This is a genomic window from Arcicella sp. GW822-FHT02H01 (assembly GCF_058802005.1).
This window is the reverse complement of sequence record NZ_JBXANT010000001.1, coordinates 787949-810860: the sequence shown is the minus strand read 5'-3', so window position 1 is coordinate 810860 and position 22912 is coordinate 787949. Positions and strand designations below refer to the sequence as shown.

Genomic DNA, 22912 nt, shown 5'->3' with positions numbered 1-22912 from the left:
TTATTTATATGCTCAATATTTACTGGTTAACGCTTTCTTAAGAAGCTAGGTTCTTATAATTGGGTGATTGAATAAAAAATATTTCAATACCTTCAATTTACTACAAAAGTAAGTATTGAATGATATTCTACCGATTTAAAGTAGTTTATTTCATCGATAATATACAAAATTTTGAATGAAGATGATAGAGACCAATCATCAATGCTAAGGCAGATATTTTATATTCCTACCTGATATTTCTGCTTTTTACTTGAAAAAAGACTTTCATCGAACAATTATTTGTAATTTTGTGCTCCTCGGATATCGACAAATAGGTAAAATTATTAGAAAATAATCTCAATTTCATTCATGATTTACGAATATAGCTCCCTACAAAACTTTATTAAAAATGTATTTCTTTCGATAGGATGTTCGGAAGACGATGCAGATTTGGCATCAAAAGTATTGATTTCTGCCGACCTCCGCGGTGTAGATTCGCATGGAACAGCAAGATTAAGTGGCTATGTTCGTTTGTATGATAATGGAAGATTGAACCCTAAGCCAGACATTAAAATCATCCATGAAACGCCTTCTACGGCTGTGATTGATGGTGACAAAGGTTTAGGCTTAGTAGTAGCACCTAAAGCGATGCAAATTGCGATGGAAAAAGCGAAGAATGTGGGTTCTGGATGGATTTCTGTACAGAATTCAAACCATTTTGGTATTGCGGGCTATCATGCTATGTTGGCTTCTGACAACGATATGATTGGCTGGGCTATGACGAATGCCGCCCCTTTGGTAACGCCAACTTTTTCAAAAGAGAAATTGTTAGGAACCAACCCTATTGCGGTAGCTGTTCCAGCACAGAGGAATCCTGCCTTCGTAGCCGATTTTGCTAGTACAGCAGTGGCTTATGGTAAAATGGAAATTTTACAAAGAAAAGGAGCCGCCGCACCGATTGGCTGGGTACAAGATAAAGAAGGGAATCCTACAGATGATTCAAACGCTGTTAAAAACGGAGGAGCATTATTACCGTTAGGTGGCGACCGTGAACATGGTTCTCATAAAGGCTATGGTTTGGGTGCTATCGTGGATATTTTTTCTGGTGTATTATCAGGAGCTAACTTTGGCCCTTGGGTTCCACCATTTGCAACGGCAGGGTTTATGACTGCTGGCGAGCAAGTAGGGAAAGGAACTGGACACTTTTTAGGAGCCATGAGAATAGATGCTTTTCGCCCAGCTGACGAATTTAAAGCTGATATGGATAAATGGATTGACCGTTTTCATGCAGCCGAAGCAGTAGAAGGCAAGAAAGTATTAGTACCAGGTGACCCTGAAAGAGAAATTGAAGCAGAGCGTAAAGCCAATGGCATCAATCTTTTAGAACCTGTAGTAAAAGACCTGCAAGCGTTGGCTGATAGATTTGGAATTGAGTTTTAAGATTTAGATAATATTGGGAGTATATGTGATTACTTTATTTTTAACAAAATTGCTAAAACAAAAATAGAAATGAATACAATCATCATTGAACCAAACTCGCAAGCAGACTATCAGCTTTTTATAGATTTGGCTAAGCGATTAAAAGCCAAATTTAGAATTAGTTCAAACGTAATTGAAACAAAGAACGAGACAATAGACGAATCAGTATTCTTTGCATTGGCAGGTAGCTTGGACTTACCAGAATCAAGTGAAGAATTAATCAAAATAATAGAGGACTCAAGGACAACTAAAGAAATTGATACTTCATGGGTAGAATAAAATATTTATTGGATTCAAATATTTGTATTCATTTCATAAAGAATGATTTTAATATTCCAGCTAAAATCTCATCAGTTGGCTTGAAAAACTGCTTTATTTCAGAATTGACAATTCTTGAACTTATGTATGGAATAGCCAATAGTTCTTCAACTAGAAAAGAAGAAAATAAAGCTAAATTAAAACAGTTTATTGAAGGTTTTCAGGATAGAGTATTACCTATTCGACCTGTTTTCGAAGTTTTTGCAGAGCAAAAATCTCGTTTAAAAAAGATGGGTACGCCTATAAGTGACTTTGATTTATTGATTGGTAGTACTGCAATTATAGAGGATTGTATTCTAGTAAGTCGAAACCTTAAAGAAATGCAACGAATTGAAGGACTAACTTTTGAAAATTGGATTGATTAATTAAACAAAAACAATCATTTAAAAACGCTTGAGCGTTATTTCATTATCATTACAATGCAACAAAACCATAAATTATTACGCTACTTCTTTATCGCTTTCGCTTTGTTTGCGACAATGTTTTCTTATTATGTCTGGCAAATTACCAAAACGCCTAATTATGAAGTAGACCAGAAAAAAGGTTTTGCCCTTTTGATTCCTAAAGGAGCAACTTTTGAAACTGTTTGGGATTCGTTGAGCAAACATAAAATTGTTAAGGACGAACTTTCATTTAAGTTTTTAGCCAAATTGTTGGAATATAAAGAAAACGTTCGTGAAGGACGATACGTCATCAAGGCTGATATGGGTAATTATGAAGTAATCAAGAAACTTCGTTCTGGTAATCAAGATGCTATCAAACTTACCTTTAATAATATTCGCCTAAAAAAAGATTTAATTCATAAGATTGGTAATCGCTTTGAATTTGATTCTACTGCACTGGCTAGTATGCTAGATGATTCCGCAGTGGCACAAAAATATGGTTTTACCAAAGAAACTATCATGTGTATGTTTTTGCCAAATACGTATGAAGTATATTGGACTACTCCTCCTGAAGAACTAATGAGTACCATGAAAACTTGGTACGATAAATTCTGGACAGAAGAGCGTAAAAGAAAAGCAACAGAAATTGGTCTAGACCCTATCAGAGCGCAAATAATGGCTTCAATCGTGGAGGCTGAGACTAAAAAAGCTGACGAAAAGCCACGAGTAGCAGGGGTTTATATGAATCGTTTAAAGGCTAATATGCCTTTAGGTGCAGACCCAACAGTTGTTTTTGCTCACCAAGATTTTAGCATTAAAAGAGTAACCAAAGCACTTTTGCAAATTAATTCGCCTTATAATACTTATCGTGTAGTTGGGTTGCCTCCGGGGCCTATTAATTTACCAGACTTGGCTTCTATTGATGCAGTATTGAATTACGAACACCATAACTATATGTACTTCTGTGCAAAAGAAGATTTCTCTGGCTATCATAACTTTGCTGAAACCTTTGCAGATCACCTTAATAATGCGCGTATTTACCAAGAGGCACTGAACAAATTGAACATCAGAAAATAATCGTTTGTAATTAATTATTTCATCAGCAATGTATCAACACGAATATCAGTACAGAGTTAGATATGCAGATACTGACCAAATGGGCTATGTTTATTATGGGAACTATGCACGGCTTTATGAAATTGGTAGGGTAGAGGCTCTCAGGAGCCTTGGCTTTAGCTATAAAGCGATGGAAGAGTCTGGTGTGATGATGCCTGTTTATGAGAATACATCAAAATATATTGCCCCAGCACTATATGATGATTTACTGACAATTCGTACAACCATCAAAACTATTCCTGCTGCTAGAGTAGTTTTTCAGTATGAAATTCTAAACAGTAAGGGCGTGTTGGTACATAAAGGCGAAACTACTTTAGTTTTTGTGAAAATGGAAAATAATAGGCTTACTACGGCACCTAAAGAATTGTTGGAACGATTAAGCGCTTTCTTTGCTTAATGGTTAATTAAAATTAGATAATGCTAACAAAAATACAACATACACAAGCATACAATCGGTTTCGTCTTTTCTTGAAGCGTTATCATTTAGAAAATGTAGCTAATAGTGTTTACCAAGTCTATAAAGTTTTAATTAAAAAAATTACCCTATTTGATATTGATGTTCGGGCAGCAGCAGTAGCTTATAATTTTACATTAGCCATATTCCCGACTATCATCTTTCTGTTTTCATTGATTCCTTATATTCCTGTTAATAATCTTGATTTAAAAATCATATCATTACTCTCAGATGTATTGCCCAAAGGTATTTTTCATGAAGCCCAAGAAACTATCATTGAGATTGTCAGTAAGCCACGAGGAGGAGTACTTTCGTTAGGTTTTATCTTTGCTTTGTATGCCTCTACGAGTGGTATGATGGCTTTGATGCGAGCCTTCAATATGACCTATAAAACATCTGAAAAACGTGGATTTATCAAGGCAAGGCTGATAGGAATCATGCTAAACTTTTTATTGACGTTTGTATTAATCATCGCAATAGTGGTTTTAATTGTGGGTAGAGTAATGGTTGATTTCCTTTTTGATGAAGGTATCATGAACCGAGATATTACTTTTTATGTACTTCAACTCCTTACTTATTTTGTAATATTCCTCGTTTTTTTCGTAACCATCTCCATCATTTATTATTGGGCACCTGCTATCCATAAAAAATGGAATTTTATCAATGCAGGTTCTATCACTGCTTCTATTTTGACAATCTTAATTTCTAACTTATTCTCTTATTACCTATCCAATTTTGCTACGTATAACAAACTTTATGGCGCTATCGGTACCTTCATTGCTTTAATGGTTTGGTTGTATCTGGTAGCATTGATTCTTATTCTAGGGTTTGAAATAAATGCTAGTATTACTGAAGCCTTACATTCTTCAAAAGAAACGGATACTTTAATTGATTCAGAGACATAGATTGTGTTTAGAACTACCTGTCTTCTATTTTGAAATTCCCGTAACTTGCTATATCAGGAATTAATTACTGGTAAAAAATGTTAAAGTTTGAACGAATGATAACTAAATAGAGGGTAACAGCGTTAATAGTTGTCTATTCTTCAAAGAAATAAAACCTTAGTTCAACATTATACCATTTTATAATGGAATAGTTTTTTTCGTTACATTAACCATTAAAACAATCTATAAGAGCGATGGCGGAGTTTATAAAATTATATGAAAAAGGCACCGATATGAAAAAGATAAACCATATCGTGAATTGCCTAAAAGATGGTGGCGTAATTATTTATCCAACCGATACAGTTTATGGAATGGGCTGTGATATTCATAATACGCGTGCAGTAGAAAGGATTTGTCAAATAAAGGGCATCAAGCCTACTAAGAATAATTTCTCGTTTATCTGTAATGATTTAAGTCATATTGCAGATTATGCCAAGGTATCTAATGCTGGGTTTAAATTAATGAAAAAAGCTTTGCCTGGTCCTTTTACTTTTGTGTTAGAGGGCAACAATAAAGTACCTAAAGTATTATCGCAAAGTAAAAAAACCGTTGGTATTCGGATTCCAGCGAATGAAATTCCAAGGTTGATTGTAGAAGAACTCGGCAACCCTATTATCACAACGTCAATTTATGATGATGATAATATTGTAGAATATTCAACTGACCCTGAATTGATTTTTGAAAAATTCCAAAATCAGGTCGATATCGTAATTGATGGGGGCTATGGAAATAACATACCTTCAACGATAGTAGATGCTACTTCGGATGACTTTGAAATTATCAGGCAAGGTCTGGGAGATTTATCTCCCTATTTATAACAAAAAAGCTTGCCTAATAAGCAAGCTTTTTTGTTGGATAAAATACAATCAAGGTTTTATCTCTTGTTTCTCTCTTGTATGTTTCCATCTCCTGTGTGACCATAAGTATGATGATGGATTTTGTTTTATGGAAGCATCTAATGTCTGAACAAAACGCTCAAGAATTTCATTAGGAGCGAGGTGATCATAAGGAGGACTTACAATCTCTGAAAGATTCATATCATAGAATCCTCTTCCTTTCCTGACAAACTCCATAAAAATTACTGGATAATCAAATTTACGCGCTATGCGTTCTGGCCCAGTAAAAAAAGCAGAATCTTGATGCAAAAAGTTGGTCCAGTAGGCTGATTTCAAATGACTAGGAATCTGGTCGGCTGCCAAACAAATCGCTCTTGGTTTATCTTTCCTTTCAATAGTAGCTTTAATGGTATCCTTTCTTTCAATTAAAAATGCCCCAAAGCGACTTCTGATTTCGTAAGTAAGCTTATCGAAGAACGGGCTACTAAGTTTTTGATAAACAACATCTAACTCAACCCCTTGTAAGCTAACAGAATGAATTGCCCATTCCCAATTACCTTGATGCCCACCCACGAAGATGATAGGTATGTTATTATCTAAATACTTTTTTACAACCTCAATATTATTTACTTGCACACGCTGTGTAACCTCTTCTGCTGAAATACTTAATCCTTTAAAAAACTCAATAAAAATATCAGCTAAATGGTGATAAAATCCCTTGGCAATTTCATGGATTTCCTTTTCGTTTTTATCAGGAAAAGAATTTCTAAGATTTTCAAAAACTACTTTTTTACGGTATTTCAATATGTGAAAAAGTAAAAAATAGGCAAAATCAGAAATGCCATAAATTAACCAAAATGGTAAAACCGAAAGAAATTTAAAAAAAATCATGTTTTATTTTGCGAATTTGTATTTTTTCTTGATAAATAGAATGATTTTAACATAAAAATTTGAAATTAAATCATTCTGCTGTATTTTAGGGAAATGATAATTGATTTACAATATTTACCCAGTCTCGAATATTTTGTATGCTTACTTCAACACGAAACCGTAGTTATTGAAGCACACGAATATTACGAAAAGCAAAGTTACCGAAATCGTTGTATAATTCAGACAACTAATAAGATTGATACGCTGTCTATCCCAGTAAAAAATGGGAATGCGAAGGTGTTGATTCGAGATTTAAAAATAGAATATCATCAAGATTGGATTCGCCGACATTGGGGTGCAATACATTCAGCATACGGAAAATCACCTTTTTTTGAATATTATTCAGAATATTTTAAAAATATTATTGAAAAAAAACCTGACTTTTTGTTCGATTTGAATCTAGAACTTCTGTCAATTTGTCTGAAACTTTTACGTCTCGAAAAAAAGATTATATTTACAGAAAAATATGAAAAAAATGTAGAGAACGATTTGAGAAGTAAAATTCATCCAAAAATAGCGTTTTCTACGAATGGAATTTACAAACCAACTGCTTATCGACAGAACTTTGGCAGTGAATTTGTACCTAATTTATCTATCTTAGATTTGTTATTTTGTCAGGGAAGTCAGTCTTTAAAGATACTTCAAAGTTCGATAGAAAATGAACAAAGATTAATTAATTAACGTTTAAGATTTAATTTGGAAGAGATTTACTGAAAGTAATTATTAAGAAAATAACCAGAGATTACCTTCAGCATCAGAGTAAAGAATAATTGGATTTTTCCTGTCACTCTTAACGGTCAACTCTGACGCTCTATAACGCTATAACTCAACAACTCTAAGCATGGAGGCAAAATTTTCAAACAGAGTAAAAGAGGTTATCTCGCTCGCACGTGAGGAGGCAATCAGGCTTGGGCATGATTACATCGGGACGGAACATCTAATTTTAGGAATGATCAGAGAAGGCGAAGGCATTGCTCTAGATTTAATTAAAAAGTGTGGGACAAGCCTAGATGATTTGCGTGTTACTATAGAACAAGCTACTAAGAGTACGGTTCGATCTACGTACACTATCAAAAACAAACAAGACATTCCGCTTTCAAGACAATGCGAAAAAGTATTGAGAGTAACGTACTTGGAAGCAAGGATTTTTAAAACTAACCTTGTTGGAACGGAACATTTGTTGATGGCTATTCTTAGAGATGAGGATAATTTAGCCAAACAAATTCTTGAGAAGTTCCAGATACATTATGAATTAATTAAGGATATGGTGGAATATCAATCAAACCCTAATATCAAATCGGGCCCATCTGACACAGATGATAACGATGATGATGCAAGAATGTTTGCAAGCGGAAACGCAGCTGGAGGAAGTTCTACCACCAATAAAGGAACAGAAAAATCTAAAACACCTGTATTAGATAATTTCGGTAGAGATTTAACAAAAGTAGCGGAAGCGGGTAAACTAGACCCTATTGTTGGTCGTGAAAAAGAAATAGAACGTGTTGCTCAGATTCTTTCACGTAGAAAGAAAAACAATCCAATTTTGATTGGTGAGCCAGGTGTAGGTAAGACAGCGATTGCTGAAGGACTAGCACTACGAATCGTTCAGAAAAAAGTATCACGTGTTTTATTCGGTAAAAGAGTTGTTACCCTTGATTTAGCTTCTTTAGTGGCAGGTACAAAATACCGTGGTCAGTTTGAAGAAAGAATGAAAGCGGTAATGAACGAGTTGGAGAAATCACCTGACGTGATTTTATTCATCGACGAATTACATACTATCGTGGGTGCTGGTGGAGCTTCTGGTTCATTAGATGCTTCGAACATGTTCAAGCCTGCTTTAGCCCGTGGTGATATACAAGTTATCGGTGCTACTACTTTAGATGAGTATCGTCAATACATTGAGAAAGACGGAGCCTTGGCTCGTCGTTTCCAAACAGTAATGGTAGATGCTACTTCTATTGAAGAAACAATCGAAATCTTGAATAATATCAAGGATAAATACGAAGACCATCACCATGTAACTTATACTGACGAGGCGATAGAACAAGCAGTAAAATTATCTGAACGTTATATCTCAGATAGATTTTTACCTGACAAAGCTATCGACGTGATGGATGAAGTAGGAGCGAGAGTTCATATTTCAAATATTACAGTACCAGAAGATATTGTTCGTTTGGAAGAAGCCATCGAAAATATCAAGAAAGAGAAAAATGCAGTAGTTAAATCGCAGAAATACGAAGAGGCTGCTCAATTACGCGACCGTGAAAAACGTTTGTTAGACCAATTAGACCGTGCAAAACGTGATTGGGAAGAAGATACCAAACGTCGTCGTTATACCGTATCAGAAGAAAGTGTGGCTGAAGTAATTGCACAAATGACTGGTATCCCAGTAAATCGTGTAGCTGCTACAGAAGGACAAAAACTTCTGAATATGAATGAAGAGTTACAAGGTAAAGTAATCGGACAGAATCCAGCCATTGCTAAACTTGTTAAAGCGATTCAACGTACAAGAGTTGGCTTGAAAGACCCTAAAAAACCTATCGGTTCATTTATTTTCTTAGGTCCAACGGGGGTAGGTAAAACAGAATTAGCGAAGGTATTAGCTACTTATTTGTTCGATAAAGATGATGCTTTAGTAAGAATCGATATGAGTGAGTACATGGAGAAATTCAGTGTATCTCGTTTAGTCGGAGCCCCTCCGGGATACGTTGGTTACGAAGAAGGTGGTCAGTTAACTGAAAAGATTCGTCGTAAGCCTTATGCCGTAGTATTGTTGGATGAAATTGAAAAAGCTCACCCAGATGTATTTAATATCTTACTTCAAGTATTAGACGATGGTATTTTAACAGATGGTTTGGGTAGAAGAGTAGATTTCAGAAATACTATTATCATCATGACGTCAAATATCGGAGCAAGAGATTTGAAAGATTTTGGTACAGGTATCGGTTTCTCTACTAAAACAAAAGTTGACGGTCTAGATGATGCGATGAAAGGAACGATTCAGAATGCTTTGAAAAAAGCTTTCTCGCCAGAATTCTTAAACCGTTTGGATGATGTAATTGTGTTTAATTCACTTGAACGTGAGCACATCCACCAAATCATCGACTTAATGTTGAAAAAGCTATTCATTAGAATCACAAATCTTGGCTATACAGTTGAATTGACTGAAAATGCAAAAGACTTTATCGCTGAAAAAGGATATGATTCACAATATGGTGCAAGACCATTGAATCGTGCTATTCAACGTTATTTAGAAGACCCAGTAGCAGAAGAAATATTGAAAGGTGATTTAGCCAACGGAGATGTAATCTTAGCAGATTATTCTGGTGAAGGTGATACTTTAACACTTTCAAGAATTTTAGCGCCAACAGCAACAGAAGAATAAGCATTAGTGTTTAAATAGATACAAAAAAGGTCGGTTCATTAAATTGAATCGACCTTTTTTAGTAAATCTATAAAAATGTAAATTGAGATTATTTTATTTGTTATTTTTGAGATGTAAACAAACTAAAGTCATGACAGTTTTGATAAATATCATAGCCAATAACATGAGAATAATTAGGGATAATATGCATTTATCTCAAAAAGAGGTAGCTGAGAATATAGGGATACCTGAAAAGAAATATGATAGTATTGAGAAGGGAAAAGTAGAACCATCATTAGCAACACTTGAAAAATTTACGAATTATTTTGGTATTTCGATGGCAGAGCTTTTTCAAAATAATATAACTATTGATAAACAAAAACCTTTGGAGATTCCGACCTTTAATGCTATAAAATTTAAGACAAAAGGATTTAAGTTCAACAGAGAAGAAGCAAATGCAAGATAATGGCTGTATTTATAGATACTAATATTTTGATTTATGCCTATTCTGATGACGAACCTGAAAAGCAAGAAATTGCTCAAAATATATGCAGTTTACCAGATAGTTGGATTTCAACACAAGTAATGATTGAGTTTAGTAATATAGCACGAAAAAAGATGAAGATGGATTGGAGTGATATTACTTTGGCGTTGCTTGAACTTCGTAGAAACTTTAATATTTATGTCACTACGGATATTACTATCACCAAGGCTTCAATATTGGCTGAGACGTATGAATTAAGCTGGTTTGATAGTTTAATTGTTACAGCCGCATTAGAAACAAAGAATTTAATTCTCTATTCAGAAGACCTCAATAATAAACAAATTTATGAAAATCAATTAACTGTTGTTAATCCATTTGTATAATTGAAGAAGTCGCAATATATAAATAGATTATTAGTTTAAAGATGAATGATTTATCTAAAATCATTTTGAAGAAGAACCATAAATAATGCCAAATAATAATATATCTCAATCTGGAATATTTTTTTCTTGTACTGAAAAATCATTCTTAGTAAAAGAACATACTGTACCAGTGCATGTGCTTACGCATATCTATTCGGGTAAATTATTAGTAAAAGAAGCTGATAAATCGTACTTAATTAATGAGGGTGAAACAGTGTTGTTTGCTAAAAACCAATTGGCAAAAATTACGAAATACCCAAGTGATGACCAACCATTTAAATCTATCTCTATTTTCTTTACACAAGACTTTCTTCAACAATATTATACGATTCATTTAAAGGCTGAAACGACCATAACGCAACCCAAGGTTTTATTATTCAACAAGCATCCGTTATTGGATAGTTTGTATAATTCTATCTTGCCTTATTATGAGATGGCAGAGGGCTTACCTCAAGCATTGCTTTCGTTGAAATTAACGGAAGCAATGACTATTATTAGACAAATCAGCCATAATATTGACGGTATTTTAACCGACTTTGCCGAACCAGGGAAAATAGATTTAGCAGAGTATATGCAAAAGAATTTTTCCTTCAATATTCCTACCGAACAGTTTGCTTATTTAACAGGAAGGAGTTTAGCTTCATTCAAGCGGGATTTTCAAAAGAAATTTAATACGTCTCCCCAAAAATGGCTAGTCCAAAAAAGATTAGAACAAGCCCATTACCTCATTGCTGAAAGAAAACAAAAGCCTTCTGAAGTATATTTAGAAGTCGGTTTCGAGAATCTTTCTCATTTCTCTTATGCCTTCAAACAATTCTTTGGCTATAATCCTTCTTCCATCTCATTGAGCTTTTCAGCAAACAATCTCTGAGCTTTTCACCAAAGTGAATCTTTCTGATGCTATTTATCTTTGTATCGTAATCAATGTTAAGATACGATATAAATAATAGCCTTTAAAAATCAGAAAAATGAATAATCAAGTAGTTTTAATAACGGGAGCTTCGGCAGGGATGGGAAAAGAAACGGCGAAATACTTACGTCAAAAAGGATATATTGTTTATGGTGCTGCCAGAAGGATAGATAAAATGGAAGACCTAAAGCAATTGGGCATAAAAGTTTTGTCGATGGATGTTTCAGATGAAGTATCAATGGTAAATGGTATCAATCAAATCATACAAGAGGAGGGAAGAATAGATGTATTGATGAATAATGCTGGCTTTGGCTCTTATGGTGCTGTAGAAGACGTACCCATCACTGACGCAAAATATCAATTAGAAGTAAATGTGTTTGGTTTGGCTCGTCTTACTCAATTGGTGTTGCCTTATATGCGCGCCAATCGTTTTGGTAAAATTGTCAATGTAACTTCCATAGGGGGTAAAATGGCAACGCCATTGGGTGGATGGTATCATGCCAGTAAATTTGCAGTAGAAGGGCTAAGCGACAGTTTACGCATGGAAGTAAAACCTTTTGGGATTGATGTAATTCTGATTGAACCCGGAGGAATTAAAACAGAGTGGCAAGGAATAGCGAATGATAGCATGAGAAAAGTATCGGGAAACACTGCTTACAAGAATTTGGTAGAAAAGGCCTCAAATGTTGGTGTAAAAGGCGAAAGCAATTTTCATGAGCCTGATGTGATAGCACATTTGGTCTATAAAGCCATTCAAGCTAAAAAACCTAAGGCTAGGTATAGTGCGGGCTATATGGCAAAACCTATCTTGTTTTTGAAAAAGGTTCTATCAGACAATCTTTTCGATAAATTAATAATGAGTCAGCTAAAATAAATAGCTAACATCTTTTGCTATAATAAAAAAACGTACCGACAATCAATTGTCGGTACGTTGTAAAATTTCTTTAATTACTTCTTGGTCTTTGGCTATTTGAGCTTTCAGTGCATCTAATCCGCTAAATTTCTGTTCATTTCTTACTTTCGTAATAAACTCTACTGTTAGTGTTTCGCCGTAAATTTCTTTACTAAAATCAAAAATGTTAACCTCAATCGTCTGATATGTTCCATCAACTGTTGGGCGATTACCAATGTTTAGCATTCCTCCAAAAGTTTCATTGTTATAATGCACTTTTACAGCATATACGCCATCAGTTGGTATTAGCTTGGCAATTTCTCTTACTTGGATATTAGCCGTTGGAAAACCAATGGTTCTTCCCAATTGTTTGCCTTTAACGATAAGGCCTGTAATAGCATAATTTCTACCCAATAGGTGGTCGGCTGACTGAACATTTCCTTCTAATAATGCTTTCCTGATTTTGGACGAGCTTACAGCTACATGATCAATATCCTGACGCGCTATTTCTTCAATAGAAAAGCCATATCTTGAAGCATTGGTTTTTAAATAATCAAAACCACCTTCACGGTTTCTACCAAAACGATGGTCATAGCCAATTACAAGCGTTTTAGTGCCAATCGCATCAAGAAGAATCTTTTGAATAAATTCCTCCGAAGAAAGTTCAGAAAACTCTCTGGTAAAAGGAATAATCAAAAGGTGTTGTACGCCATTTTGTTCCAAGAGCTCAATCTTCTCGTCGAGCGTTGAAAGTAATTTGATAGCTTGGGTATCAGAAGAAATTACACTGCGTGGATGAGGGTAAAAAGTAATCACTACGCTTTCTCCTAGCGTTCGCAAAGCAACTTCATTCAAGCGATTTAATATTTTTTGATGTCCCAGATGTACACCATCAAATGTGCCACTTGTTACAACTGCATTCTCTAATTTCTTGAATTCTTGTATTCCGTGATAAACTTGCATTTTTATATTAGCTCAGTTATAAGTCCTTTTTATTGATAGGATTGCCAACAGAGTTTTATTCTTTACATTAATACTAAAACCTTAATTACCAATAATTAATCAACTTTCCTTTGCTCAATAAACTCTTGAATGGTAAGTGCGTCTTTTACGTCAAACTCACCAATTTTTTCTCTTCTCAGTGAACTTAAATAAGCTCCTGATTGGCAAGCCGTCCCGAAATCTCTCACTAAACTTCTGATATAAGTGCCTTTCGAACAAACGATTGAAAATTGAATTTCAGGGAAATTACTACTGTCAATCTCAAACTTTGATATCTCTACTTCTCTTGATTTAATCTCAACATCAGCATCCGTTTTTCCTTTGCGGGCTAATTCGTACAATCTTTTACCATTTACTTGTATGGCTGAGTAAATAGGAGGGATTTGTAATATTTTTCCTTGAAATTTACTCAATGCTTCTTGAAGTACCGCTTCGTTAATATGGTCAATAGGAAATTCTTCATCAAACTCCGTTTCTAAGTCGATAGAAGGCGTTGTTTTTCCTAGCACAAAAGTACCAGAATACTCTTTTTGTTGTGCCTGAAAAGAATCAATTTGCTTGGTCATTTTGCCAGTGCAAAGAATTAATAAGCCCGTTGCCAGAGGGTCAAGTGTACCCGCATGTCCAATTTTTTTAAAGCGACCAGCAAATTTTAATTTCTTTACAACGTCAAAAGAAGTCCAAGTAAGGGGTTTATCAATCAATAAAACCTCTCCAGGGTCTGGAGAGGTCTGATTTGGGTTCAATTTTATAGTTTCTTGATTCATTTTTAATGAGAGCCAGTAGTCGCCAAAACTAGGATGACAATTCCGACAATGATGCGATAAATACCAAAATATTTAAAGCCATATTTATTTAATACTGTGATAAAAAATTTGATAGCTAAAACAGCAACGATAAATGCTACAAGATTACCAATTCCTAAAAGCTTAACTTGTTCTTCTGAAATACTTCCTTCGTCTGAGATAAATTTTAATAATTTATAACCCGTCGCCGCTGCCATAGTGGGTACTGCCAAGAAAAAAGAAAATTCAGCAGCTAATCCTCTGCTTAATTTTTGTTGCATCCCGCCCAGTATCGTAGCAGCACTTCTGCTCAAACCCGGAAACATAATGGCTAAACATTGGTACGTTCCAATTTTGATAGCCGTAACATTCGTAATATCTACTTCTTCATTAATGATTGGGTTTTTGAACCAATTATCTACAAATAATAAAATAATACCACCCACCAACAACACTGTAGCAATGAAAACTGGATTTCCTAAATGCTCATCAATCAAATCGTCAAATAGTTTTCCGAAAATCAAAGCAGGAACAACTGCCAAGGCAAGTTTTACATAAAATTGCCATTTTGAAAAATCCAAAAACTTTTTCCAGTACAACACCACAACAGCCAAAATAGCTCCAAATTGAATGCAAACTTCAAAAAGTTTGGTGAATCTGTCATTTTCAATACCTAAGTAAGAACTCATCAATACCATGTGTCCTGTAGAAGAAATCGGAAGAAACTCTGTTAAACCTTCGATAATAGCAAGAATAATTGCTTGAATTGTTGACATTGATTTAAGGGGTATATTATTCTAAAATAAATTTACTACTGTAAATCTCTTAATTATTGTTGATTATCACAAGATAAAGCCCTTTATTCAGGGTCGATAAATCTAAAGAAAATAACTTTTGATTAAATATGATTTTCTCAAATGTTTTATTTCCTAAAAAATCTAAGATTGGTACAACGTTTGACTATTGAATAATTACGATAAGTATAAGAGATACAACAAGAATGCTTTATCAAGCATCTCAAACAAAAACACTTCATTACGCTATTAATCGTAGCATAATGAAGTGCTTTTTTAGACAATAGAATATACTAATCGTTTTTAATACTTAACTGATTATCAAGAATACTCTTCCAGTCTTGATATATTTCTTTGTAAGTATTGGCTTTTGATGTATCGGGTTCAATCACACCAATTTTTTCCATATTCACGAAGGCATCTTTAGGGTAAGCAAAATATTTAACTCCAATACCTGAACCCAAAGCTGCGCCTTTTGCACCATCAGTATCGTATAATTCAACGGCAACACCCGTAACATTTACTAAAGACTGTGAGAAAACATCACTTAAAAACATATTAGCCTTGCCTGCTCTAATAACAGAAGGAGATGTGCCATTTTCTGCCATAATATCCATTCCGTATTTCAAAGAATAAGCGATACCTTCTTGGGCAGCACGAATAATATGTGCATTAGTATGAGCATTAAGATTCAAACGTTGGAAAGTAGCACCAATCACTTTATTTTCTAATACTCTTTCTGCACCATTCCCGAAAGGTAAAATTCTAAGTCCGTCGGCTCCTTCGGTCACACCAGCAGCAAGAGAATTCATTGCTTGATAGCTTAATCCACTAGCTACGTTATCACGAACCCAACGATTCAGAATACCAGTACCATTTATACATAAAAGCGTTCCTAATCGATTGGCACCGTTTAATTCATGGTTTACATGGGCAAAAGTATTTACCCTTGATTTTGGGTCGTAGCTTACTTTATCTGAAACAGAATAAATTACGCCCGACGTTCCTGCTGTAGCCGCTACTTCTCCTGGGTCAAGTACATTCAAAGAAAGGGCATTATTAGGTTGGTCGCCTGCTTTATAAGTCACAGGAATACCGGCTTGTAGGCCTAATGCATCTGCAATAGAGCTTTTTACCTCGCCATGATTTGAAAATAAAGGACGAATATCAGGTAAAATAGTTGAAGGAAAACCATAACATTTCATCACGTCTTCGGAAACGCCATTTGTTTGGAAATCCCAAAAGATACCTTCTGAAAGGGCAGAGTTTGAAGTAGTGATTTCGCCTGTCAATTTCATCGCTATAAAATCACCAGGAAGCATAATTTTATAAATTGAACCATATACTCTCGGTTCATTTTCTTTGACCCAAGCCAATTTAGAAGCAGTAAAGTTTCCTGGAGAGTTAAGTAAATTAGCCAAACTCTTTTCATGACCAATTTTGTCAAAAGCTTTATTGCCTATTTCTACAGCGCGACTATCGCACCAGATGATAGATGGTCTTAAAACATTCAGGTTTCTATCAACAACAACCAATCCATGCATTTGATACGCTATACCGACCGCTTGAATATCTTTAGGATTATATTTACCAGATGAATTACATCTTTGAATGGCTAATTGAACACAAGTCCACCACATCTCAGGGTCTTGTTCTGCCCAGCCATCGTGCGGAGAAGAAATGGTGTTTTCTGTATCTGGATATTGGGCTGAGGCAACTAGTTTGCCTGTTGAACCATCTACAACAGATGCTTTAATGGATGAGGTACCTAAATCTAAGCCTAAAAGTAACATAGTCGAAGTTTGTATTTATTGAGATTATTTGGCAATTTTTATTGATTACCTTGCAACAAAAATATATAAAAAAATATAAATGTTCTATACTGTTCTAGTTATATTTTATTTTTAATCATAAATTAAACCAAAACAGAAAATGGAAGAACGCTCACCAGTAATTTCAATAAAGAACTTACAGAAAAGCTATGGCGATCAAAAGGTATTGAAAGGGATTAATCTTGACATTTATAAAGGCGAAATCATTGGTTATATTGGGCCAAATGGTGCTGGGAAAAGTACTACGCTAAAAATTTTAATTGGCATACTGGGCGATTTTTCAGGCGAAGTGTCAATTCTTGGCTACGACGTTACTAAAGATGCCATGGAAGTTAAAAAACGCATTGGGTATGTACCCGAAAATGCGATGCTTTATGAAGTCTTAACCCCAATAGAGTATTTGCTTTTTATAGGAAGATTGTATCACCTTGAAGATGCGCAGATAGAAAAACGAGCAAAAGAATTACTTGGTTTGTTTGGACTGAGTGATGTGGTAGATACAAGGATGAGTACTTTCTCAAAAGGAATGCGCCAAAAAGTATTGTTGATTTCGGGTTTAATTCATAATCCTGAAATTATTTTCTTAGATGAGCCTCTTTCTGGACTGGATGCCAATGCTGTAATTTTGGTGAAAGAGATTTTAGCAAAACTAAAAGAAGCGGGCAAGACTATTCTATATTCTTCACACATTATGGATGTTGTAGAAAAACTATCCGACCGCATCGTGATTATCAATAAAGGTGAGGTAGTAGCGAATGGTACTTTTCAAGATTTAAAAGCTCAGGGTTCGATGCTTTCCTTAGAAAGTGTCTTTGGTAGCTTAACAGGTGCCAATGAAGAAAACCAAACCCGTGCTGATGATTTTATTCAAGCTTTATCCTCTCAATAATTATGACAAAGTTTATTCTTCGCACACTTGATAAACTTCAATGGCTTTTTAAATGGTTATCTGTCGATTACCCTTCTTTAAGAGCCATCGTGGAGGTAAAGCTTATTGCTGAAAACCGTAGAGTACATGGATTACAAAGAAACCAACAGCAGAAAAAGGAGCAAAGCAATACATTCTTGAAATCATTACTGCTTCAAGCATTTTTTAGCTTGTTGTATGGTTTAATGATACTTTTTATTAAACAGCCTGTCTATTTAGTAATGATGATAAGTTTTGCTTTCATCATGTTTATGGTGGCTTTTAATATGATTTCAGATTTTGCTGAAGTACTTTTTGATACAAGCGATAATATTATTTTATTACCAAGACCAGTTGAGGGAAAAGTGATTTGGATGGCTCGTTTAATTCATATCATTGTTTTTTTAGGAGCATTAACCTTAGCCAATTCCTTTGGATCAATCATCTTTACAGCCTATAAATTCGGCTGGCAGGCGGGCATACTTTTTATAGGCTGTGTGGTACTACTATGCTTGATAACTATTTTTCTAACGAGTATTCTGTACTTATTACTTACCAAAGTGGTATCTGAAGAAAAACTAAAAGATATTATTGGTTATGCCCAAATTGCCTTTTCAGTATTCTTGGCAGTAGGGTATCAGTTTATCGCACGAACTGATAAATTAATCGGTACAACGACACAAGAAATTGTCATTAAATGGTGGCACTATATAACTCCTCCAGCATGGTTTGCAGGAGTGATGGAGGCTTTTGTCAAAAAACACTTTGAGTTGCCTTATATCATTTTTACTGCCCTAGTCCTGATTGTTCCTTTTGCGTCTTTGTATATTATCAATAATTATTTATCACCCCTATTTGCCAAAAGTTTGTCTGGTTTAGGCACGCCATCAATCATCAAGGATGAGCGACAAAAGCCTGCGACAAAAAACAATTTGTTGCATATACTTTCAAAAGTTTTTACGAAAACTACCTTAGAAAAATCAGCTTTTGAATTAGTCTGGATTATTACTGCACGTGACCGAAAGTTTAAAGTGCGTGCCTATCCGATTTTTGGGATGTTGATTTATTTTATGTACAATTATCTTAGTCAAACAGATAAAGAAGCTTTTAATGTATTGATGGTGTTGTATTATGCCATGTTTATCATCTGGATTTTTTCACAGCAAATCTATATTTCTGATGATTGGAAGGCAGCATGGGCATATCGAGTGGCACCACTGATGCAGCCAGGGGAGATTTTGTTAGGAAGTTTAAAAGCTGTTTTAGTGAAAGTAGGCATTCCTGTATATATCATTATCGGGACTATCGTGATTTATAAATCTGGCTTTGGTATGGTTGACGATATCCTTTTTGCCATGGCAAGTACACTGCTCTTTATTAGTTTAAACGTTTTTGGAGGCGAGTTTTCATTGCCATTTTCAATTGAAGTAGTGAATGGAAAAGTAAAAGGGAGCCAATGGATGAAGTTTTTATTCTTATTTTTTGTGGCACCAGTCTTAGGTTTTTTACATTATTTCATTGCTAAAACAACTTATGGGCTAATAGCGCTAACGCCCATCTTGTTAATCATTGCTTTACTTTTATTGAAAGAATACCGAAAAATAAGCTGGGAAAGAATTAAAGAAGCGTAAAATCATCACAAAATAATAGGTAAAATTTAGCGTTAAAAAGTACTTCAAAAATAATACTGGATTTTTAAAAATATGCATTTAGGGATGTTTGATGAGTTTTTCTGTAATTTTGACATGCTCTTATCAAAGAGTACTCAAAATCCTTAACCTACCAAATAATTATAAACAATGCCTATACTTTTAATAGTTATTTGTTTTTTATTATTAGCTATCCTAAACTATAATAGTTTAAACAACACTAGTGTCTTTACATTAATATTTTTTGCGTTGCCTTATGTGTATGTCAACCCTAAAAAACAGTAGTGCCTATCAGGTAGTTTATGAAAAAGACTTTGGGATATGTGCCTTTATACTTAAATAAGACTAATATCAAAATACTGAGAGATTCAGTTATCTCAAAAGCATACTATACAAAAAATAATAAAATTTGGAGCCTAAAGTCAGGACAAAGCTATTCTAAAAAAGTAGGAATTAATAAGGTATTAGCAGAGGCTGGTTTCTATAATCAAGATATGCTGACTGTTTTTACAGGAATCAGATTTGATAAGTATTTCTTTGGAAATGTATCTCAAAATAATGATTTAGTTAAAATTGCTGAAATATTAGATAGAATTGAAGGAGACAAAACGATTGGTATCGTTTACAGAAGCCATACAATGTTGGTTTATCCTTTTGGGAAACTCTCTCAAACTAATCAAGGAAACAATACCTTTGAATACATTTATTATTCTAAAGAGATAAGAAATGTTTATAATCAAAATAAGCCTTATAGCTATATCGTTTCAACGGTTTCTCCGAAAAAACTAACCCTATCAGAAAATGATATTAAAAAGATATATCGACTGCATGACTATTTTTTGATAGAATTATCAAAGCCTTTAACAAAAACTTATTATTGGGAAGAATACAAATTTAAATGAGTTACTTTGGGTAAATTTTGCGGAATTAAGGATGTTAAAACTAGAGAATATAGTTAAAAAATTTGACGACAAAACAGTTGTCGATAATGTTTCAGTAGAAGTACAAGCAGGTGAAATTTTAGCAATTGTAGGAGAGAGCGGTTCGGGAAAAACTACTTTTTTGAATATCATTTCAGGAAACATAATGCCTGATGAAGGAAAATTATGGTTAAATAACGAGCCAGTCGATTTATATTTTAATAGATTAATCAGAGACTTCCCTAATATCAAGCTAGTTCCGCAAGATTATAGATTAAAACCTGAACACAAAATTTGGGAAAATATAGACCTTGCTCTTACTCAATATACCCTTGAATATCGAAAAGAAAGAGTAAAAGAATTATTAGCACTTTGTGGCATTACCGCAGTAAAAGATAAAAAGCCAAGGGAAGTGTCGGGTGGAGAAAAGCAAAGAACAGCTATTGCGCGTGCCATTGCTGAAGAACCATTAGCCTTGCTGTTGGACGAACCTTTTAGCAATTTAGATTCGATTAATCGTACAAAATTGCGGTCAAAAATTGTTGAGATTATCAAAAAAGAGCTGATTGCCTGTGTATTAGTAACGCACGATTTGTTAGATGCTTTTTTGGTAGCGGATAAAATTGCGATTATGCACCAAGGGAAAATTTTGAAAATTGATACTCCACAAAATATATATGATGAACAAACTGATGAGTACATCAAACATTTTGTTCAGAGTGCCATTGAGCCTATCAAAGTTTTTCAGGAGCGGTATGTTTTGTGAGCGATTATATTTTTGCTTGTCTTTGAAAAGGTAAAATAGGGATTATCTCAAAGCTCATTTAAAAAATCAGTTAAGTTTGGTTTTGAAATTTTCCCTTCTCTAATAAGTTTTACTTCCTCAAATGCTTCCAATAATTCTTGTCTATGCAAAGCTTTTGATTCGTCAGGCAAATGTAACTTTTCACGAATGATATCCCATTCTTGAATTGGAATGAAAACACCCGTAATACTGCCTGTATGGTCGGCTAAATATTGTAAGTTCATATTCTTAGGCAGGTGCCTGATTAAGTTTTTTAAAATAATATCTGTATGAAGATTGAATATCATTATAACAAAAATAAACAATAATTTTAAAACTCAATGGTATTTTATAGATTGACTAAGAATCAATAAAGCAGAAAGAAAAGACGAAATCCAATCAACTTTTATCTCATAACTCAAATGAGATACCTTCAGATTCTTTTTTGTCAGCATATAGAATAATCTCTTCTTTTTTACCATTAACAGTAAAACGAATGGCGGTAGTATTGGCCCCTTCGCTACCCGTATTATTGGCAAAAACTGTTAAGATATTTTTCTGGTTAGGGTTGATTCTCAAAGTCACAATCTTCGATTTCTTCGTAAGTAAATGTTTTTCAAGGATGTATTGCCCATTAAAACAAACTGATACGATGTCTCCATCTTCATTTTCATGGTCAAAAAGTTCGATGTTTAATAGTTCATTACCTACTTTAAAATGATGCTTTATTTTTACTTTTCGCTCCATTTCGCAGTAAATTTTATCAGCTTTCCGACCTAGATATGGTTTTGAGAGAGTTTTGATAGGAAGGTTATAAGAGATTTGAAGCCCGATGTAGGCACCACTTTCTAAGGCTGAAGTTGAAGCGACCACTTGGTTATTAGTAATGCCCGAATAGGTATTGGATACTAGATGTTGCAAGGGAATACCCACCCTGATGCCCATATTCAAAGAACGCATATCATTAGCAGGTCGCCAATAAGTTTTACCAATTTCAAAGAAAACCATGTTTGATTGTTGATTAACAACCTTACTTTCTATTCTAAAGCCTTGTCCGTTAGCCACCCAATCTTCACTTTCTTTGGCAGACTGGCTGAGGAAATTCATCATTCTGGCACCTACTTCTAAATAATTTCTTACTTCGCCGAGCGCCCTTCTTCCTCTCGACTTAGAAGTATACGTTAAGCTTGCAGAAAAACCAGAATAACTAATGGTGTTTTGCCAAATGCTTGATTCTTTGCCATTTATTACAAAATGATAAGGGTCTTTAATCGAATAGCTACTTGGAGCACACGTATAATATGCACCAATTTCGGTTTTGAAAATTCTGTTATTGCGTAAAAGCTTGGTATAGTTAATACCCAAATCAAAAGAACCAATCAACCCATAGAGTGTTGTTTTGCCATCTTTATTAACGCTAGAATTGATAGGCAGGGCAGTAAATGGAAAAGGTGTATAAGAAAATGCTCTTTGCTGATAGCCGCTTGTGATAGTATTGCTTTGTGGTAGTCCAAAGGTAAATAATGTAGCCGAAGGATGAATGCTAATAGTACTGATGCCCTGTTTATTAGAGATTTGAGCATCAAGAACATTAAGCCTTAATAGACATAACACAAACACAGTAAAGAGCTGTATAGTACAAGTTTTCATCTATTAAGTAAGTTTGAGATTATTCAAATTAAATAAAGTTTTACTATTTTAAGTACTGTATGTCAAACTTTAAACTAC

The 22912-nt window shown here is 34.4% G+C and carries 25 protein-coding genes; 17 read left to right on the top strand and 8 right to left on the bottom strand.

From position 1 onward, the window contains the following. Positions 1-348: 348 nt before the first annotated feature. The 7 genes from AC1RNE_RS03480 to AC1RNE_RS03450 all read left to right on the top strand — a co-directional run bounded on the left by AC1RNE_RS03480 (position 349) and on the right by AC1RNE_RS03450 (position 5491). Positions 349-1419, top strand: a complete 1071-nt coding sequence (locus AC1RNE_RS03480; RefSeq protein WP_492799651.1) for an Ldh family oxidoreductase — start codon at positions 349-351, stop codon at positions 1417-1419. A gap of 69 nt (positions 1420-1488) precedes the next feature. Further along, positions 1489-1737 (top strand): hypothetical protein, encoded by a 249-nt coding sequence (locus AC1RNE_RS03475; RefSeq protein ID WP_492799650.1) that lies wholly within the window; start codon positions 1489-1491, stop codon positions 1735-1737. Beyond that, complete coding sequence (locus AC1RNE_RS03470; protein WP_492799649.1) at positions 1725-2141, top strand: PIN domain-containing protein; 417 nt, start codon at positions 1725-1727, stop codon at positions 2139-2141. Before AC1RNE_RS03475 ends, AC1RNE_RS03470 begins: the two co-directional genes overlap by 13 nt. A gap of 54 nt (positions 2142-2195) precedes the next feature. Next, positions 2196-3236, top strand: coding sequence for an endolytic transglycosylase MltG (gene mltG / locus AC1RNE_RS03465; RefSeq protein WP_492799648.1), 1041 nt, complete (start codon positions 2196-2198; stop codon positions 3234-3236). 28 nt (positions 3237-3264) lie between these two features. Further along, positions 3265-3672, top strand: coding sequence for an acyl-CoA thioesterase (locus AC1RNE_RS03460; RefSeq protein ID WP_492799647.1), 408 nt, complete (start codon positions 3265-3267; stop codon positions 3670-3672). Between the two features lie 20 nt (positions 3673-3692). Further along, positions 3693-4634, top strand: coding sequence for a YihY/virulence factor BrkB family protein (locus tag AC1RNE_RS03455; RefSeq protein WP_492799646.1), 942 nt, complete (start codon positions 3693-3695; stop codon positions 4632-4634). A 272-nt stretch (positions 4635-4906) separates the two neighbouring features. Continuing rightward, the gene (locus AC1RNE_RS03450; RefSeq protein WP_492799645.1) at positions 4907-5491 is read left to right on the top strand and encodes an L-threonylcarbamoyladenylate synthase; all 585 of its coding nucleotides are present in this window, start codon (positions 4907-4909) and stop codon (positions 5489-5491) included. Between the two features lie 48 nt (positions 5492-5539). Here AC1RNE_RS03450 and AC1RNE_RS03445 read toward each other — a convergent pair whose 3' ends face one another. Further along, a complete protein-coding gene (locus tag AC1RNE_RS03445) occupies positions 5540-6400 on the bottom strand; it encodes a lysophospholipid acyltransferase family protein (protein ID WP_492799644.1) in 861 nt (286 codons plus the stop codon). A 93-nt stretch (positions 6401-6493) separates the two neighbouring features. Between AC1RNE_RS03445 and AC1RNE_RS03440 the strand changes: the two genes are divergently transcribed. The 6 genes from AC1RNE_RS03440 (at position 6494) to AC1RNE_RS03415 (ending at position 12493) form a co-directional block, all read left to right on the top strand. Continuing rightward, positions 6494-7120: a WbqC family protein gene (locus tag AC1RNE_RS03440; RefSeq protein WP_492799643.1), complete on the top strand. Its 627-nt coding sequence runs from the start codon at positions 6494-6496 to the stop codon at positions 7118-7120. A gap of 160 nt (positions 7121-7280) precedes the next feature. Continuing rightward, positions 7281-9824, top strand: a complete 2544-nt coding sequence (locus tag AC1RNE_RS03435) for an ATP-dependent Clp protease ATP-binding subunit (protein WP_492799642.1) — start codon at positions 7281-7283, stop codon at positions 9822-9824. Between the two features lie 130 nt (positions 9825-9954). Next, positions 9955-10269 carry a helix-turn-helix domain-containing protein gene (locus AC1RNE_RS03430; RefSeq protein WP_492799641.1) on the top strand — a complete coding sequence of 105 codons (315 nt, stop codon included), beginning with the start codon at positions 9955-9957 and terminating at the stop codon, positions 10267-10269. Beyond that, positions 10269-10670, top strand: coding sequence for a PIN domain-containing protein (locus tag AC1RNE_RS03425; RefSeq protein ID WP_492799640.1), 402 nt, complete (start codon positions 10269-10271; stop codon positions 10668-10670). The genes AC1RNE_RS03430 and AC1RNE_RS03425 overlap by 1 nt, the downstream gene beginning before the upstream one ends. Positions 10671-10755: 85 nt before the next feature. Beyond that, on the top strand, positions 10756-11580 hold the full coding sequence (locus tag AC1RNE_RS03420; protein ID WP_492799639.1) for a helix-turn-helix domain-containing protein: 825 nt from the start codon (positions 10756-10758) through the stop codon (positions 11578-11580). Positions 11581-11677: 97 nt separating this feature from the next. After that, complete coding sequence (locus tag AC1RNE_RS03415) at positions 11678-12493, top strand: oxidoreductase (RefSeq protein WP_492799638.1); 816 nt, start codon at positions 11678-11680, stop codon at positions 12491-12493. Positions 12494-12535: 42 nt separating this feature from the next. On the opposite strand, the gene AC1RNE_RS03410 is transcribed toward AC1RNE_RS03415, so the two are convergent. The 5 genes from AC1RNE_RS03410 to AC1RNE_RS03390 all read right to left on the bottom strand — a co-directional run bounded on the left by AC1RNE_RS03410 (position 12536) and on the right by AC1RNE_RS03390 (position 16885). Beyond that, positions 12536-13474, bottom strand: coding sequence for a bifunctional riboflavin kinase/FAD synthetase (locus tag AC1RNE_RS03410; RefSeq protein WP_492799637.1), 939 nt, complete (start codon positions 13472-13474; stop codon positions 12536-12538). A 95-nt stretch (positions 13475-13569) separates the two neighbouring features. Then, a complete protein-coding gene (gene truB, locus AC1RNE_RS03405; protein ID WP_492799636.1) occupies positions 13570-14280 on the bottom strand; it encodes a tRNA pseudouridine(55) synthase TruB in 711 nt (236 codons plus the stop codon). Between the two features lie 2 nt (positions 14281-14282). Next, complete coding sequence (locus AC1RNE_RS03400) at positions 14283-15074, bottom strand: undecaprenyl-diphosphate phosphatase (RefSeq protein WP_492799635.1); 792 nt, start codon at positions 15072-15074, stop codon at positions 14283-14285. A gap of 49 nt (positions 15075-15123) precedes the next feature. Beyond that, complete coding sequence (locus AC1RNE_RS03395) at positions 15124-15243, bottom strand: T9SS type A sorting domain-containing protein (RefSeq protein WP_492803599.1); 120 nt, start codon at positions 15241-15243, stop codon at positions 15124-15126. Positions 15244-15385: 142 nt separating this feature from the next. Then, positions 15386-16885 carry a xylulokinase gene (locus AC1RNE_RS03390; protein WP_492799634.1) on the bottom strand — a complete coding sequence of 500 codons (1500 nt, stop codon included), beginning with the start codon at positions 16883-16885 and terminating at the stop codon, positions 15386-15388. Between the two features lie 139 nt (positions 16886-17024). On the opposite strand from AC1RNE_RS03390, the gene AC1RNE_RS03385 reads away from it, so the two are divergent. The 4 genes from AC1RNE_RS03385 (at position 17025) to AC1RNE_RS03370 (ending at position 21166) form a co-directional block, all read left to right on the top strand. After that, a complete protein-coding gene (locus AC1RNE_RS03385) occupies positions 17025-17813 on the top strand; it encodes an ABC transporter ATP-binding protein (protein ID WP_492799633.1) in 789 nt (262 codons plus the stop codon). Positions 17814-17815: 2 nt separating this feature from the next. Next, on the top strand, positions 17816-19462 hold the full coding sequence (locus AC1RNE_RS03380) for a hypothetical protein (protein WP_492799632.1): 1647 nt from the start codon (positions 17816-17818) through the stop codon (positions 19460-19462). Positions 19463-19782: 320 nt separating this feature from the next. Then, positions 19783-20382, top strand: a complete 600-nt coding sequence (locus AC1RNE_RS03375) for a hypothetical protein (RefSeq protein WP_492799631.1) — start codon at positions 19783-19785, stop codon at positions 20380-20382. A 31-nt stretch (positions 20383-20413) separates the two neighbouring features. Then, positions 20414-21166: an ABC transporter ATP-binding protein gene (locus AC1RNE_RS03370; protein WP_492799630.1), complete on the top strand. Its 753-nt coding sequence runs from the start codon at positions 20414-20416 to the stop codon at positions 21164-21166. A 47-nt stretch (positions 21167-21213) separates the two neighbouring features. On the opposite strand, the gene AC1RNE_RS03365 is transcribed toward AC1RNE_RS03370, so the two are convergent. Then, entirely contained in the window at positions 21214-21429 is a 216-nt protein-coding gene (locus AC1RNE_RS03365; RefSeq protein WP_309919075.1) for a hypothetical protein, read from the bottom strand. Between the two features lie 166 nt (positions 21430-21595). After that, positions 21596-22834, bottom strand: a complete 1239-nt coding sequence (locus AC1RNE_RS03360) for a hypothetical protein (RefSeq protein WP_492799629.1) — start codon at positions 22832-22834, stop codon at positions 21596-21598. Positions 22835-22912 lie beyond the last annotated feature (78 nt).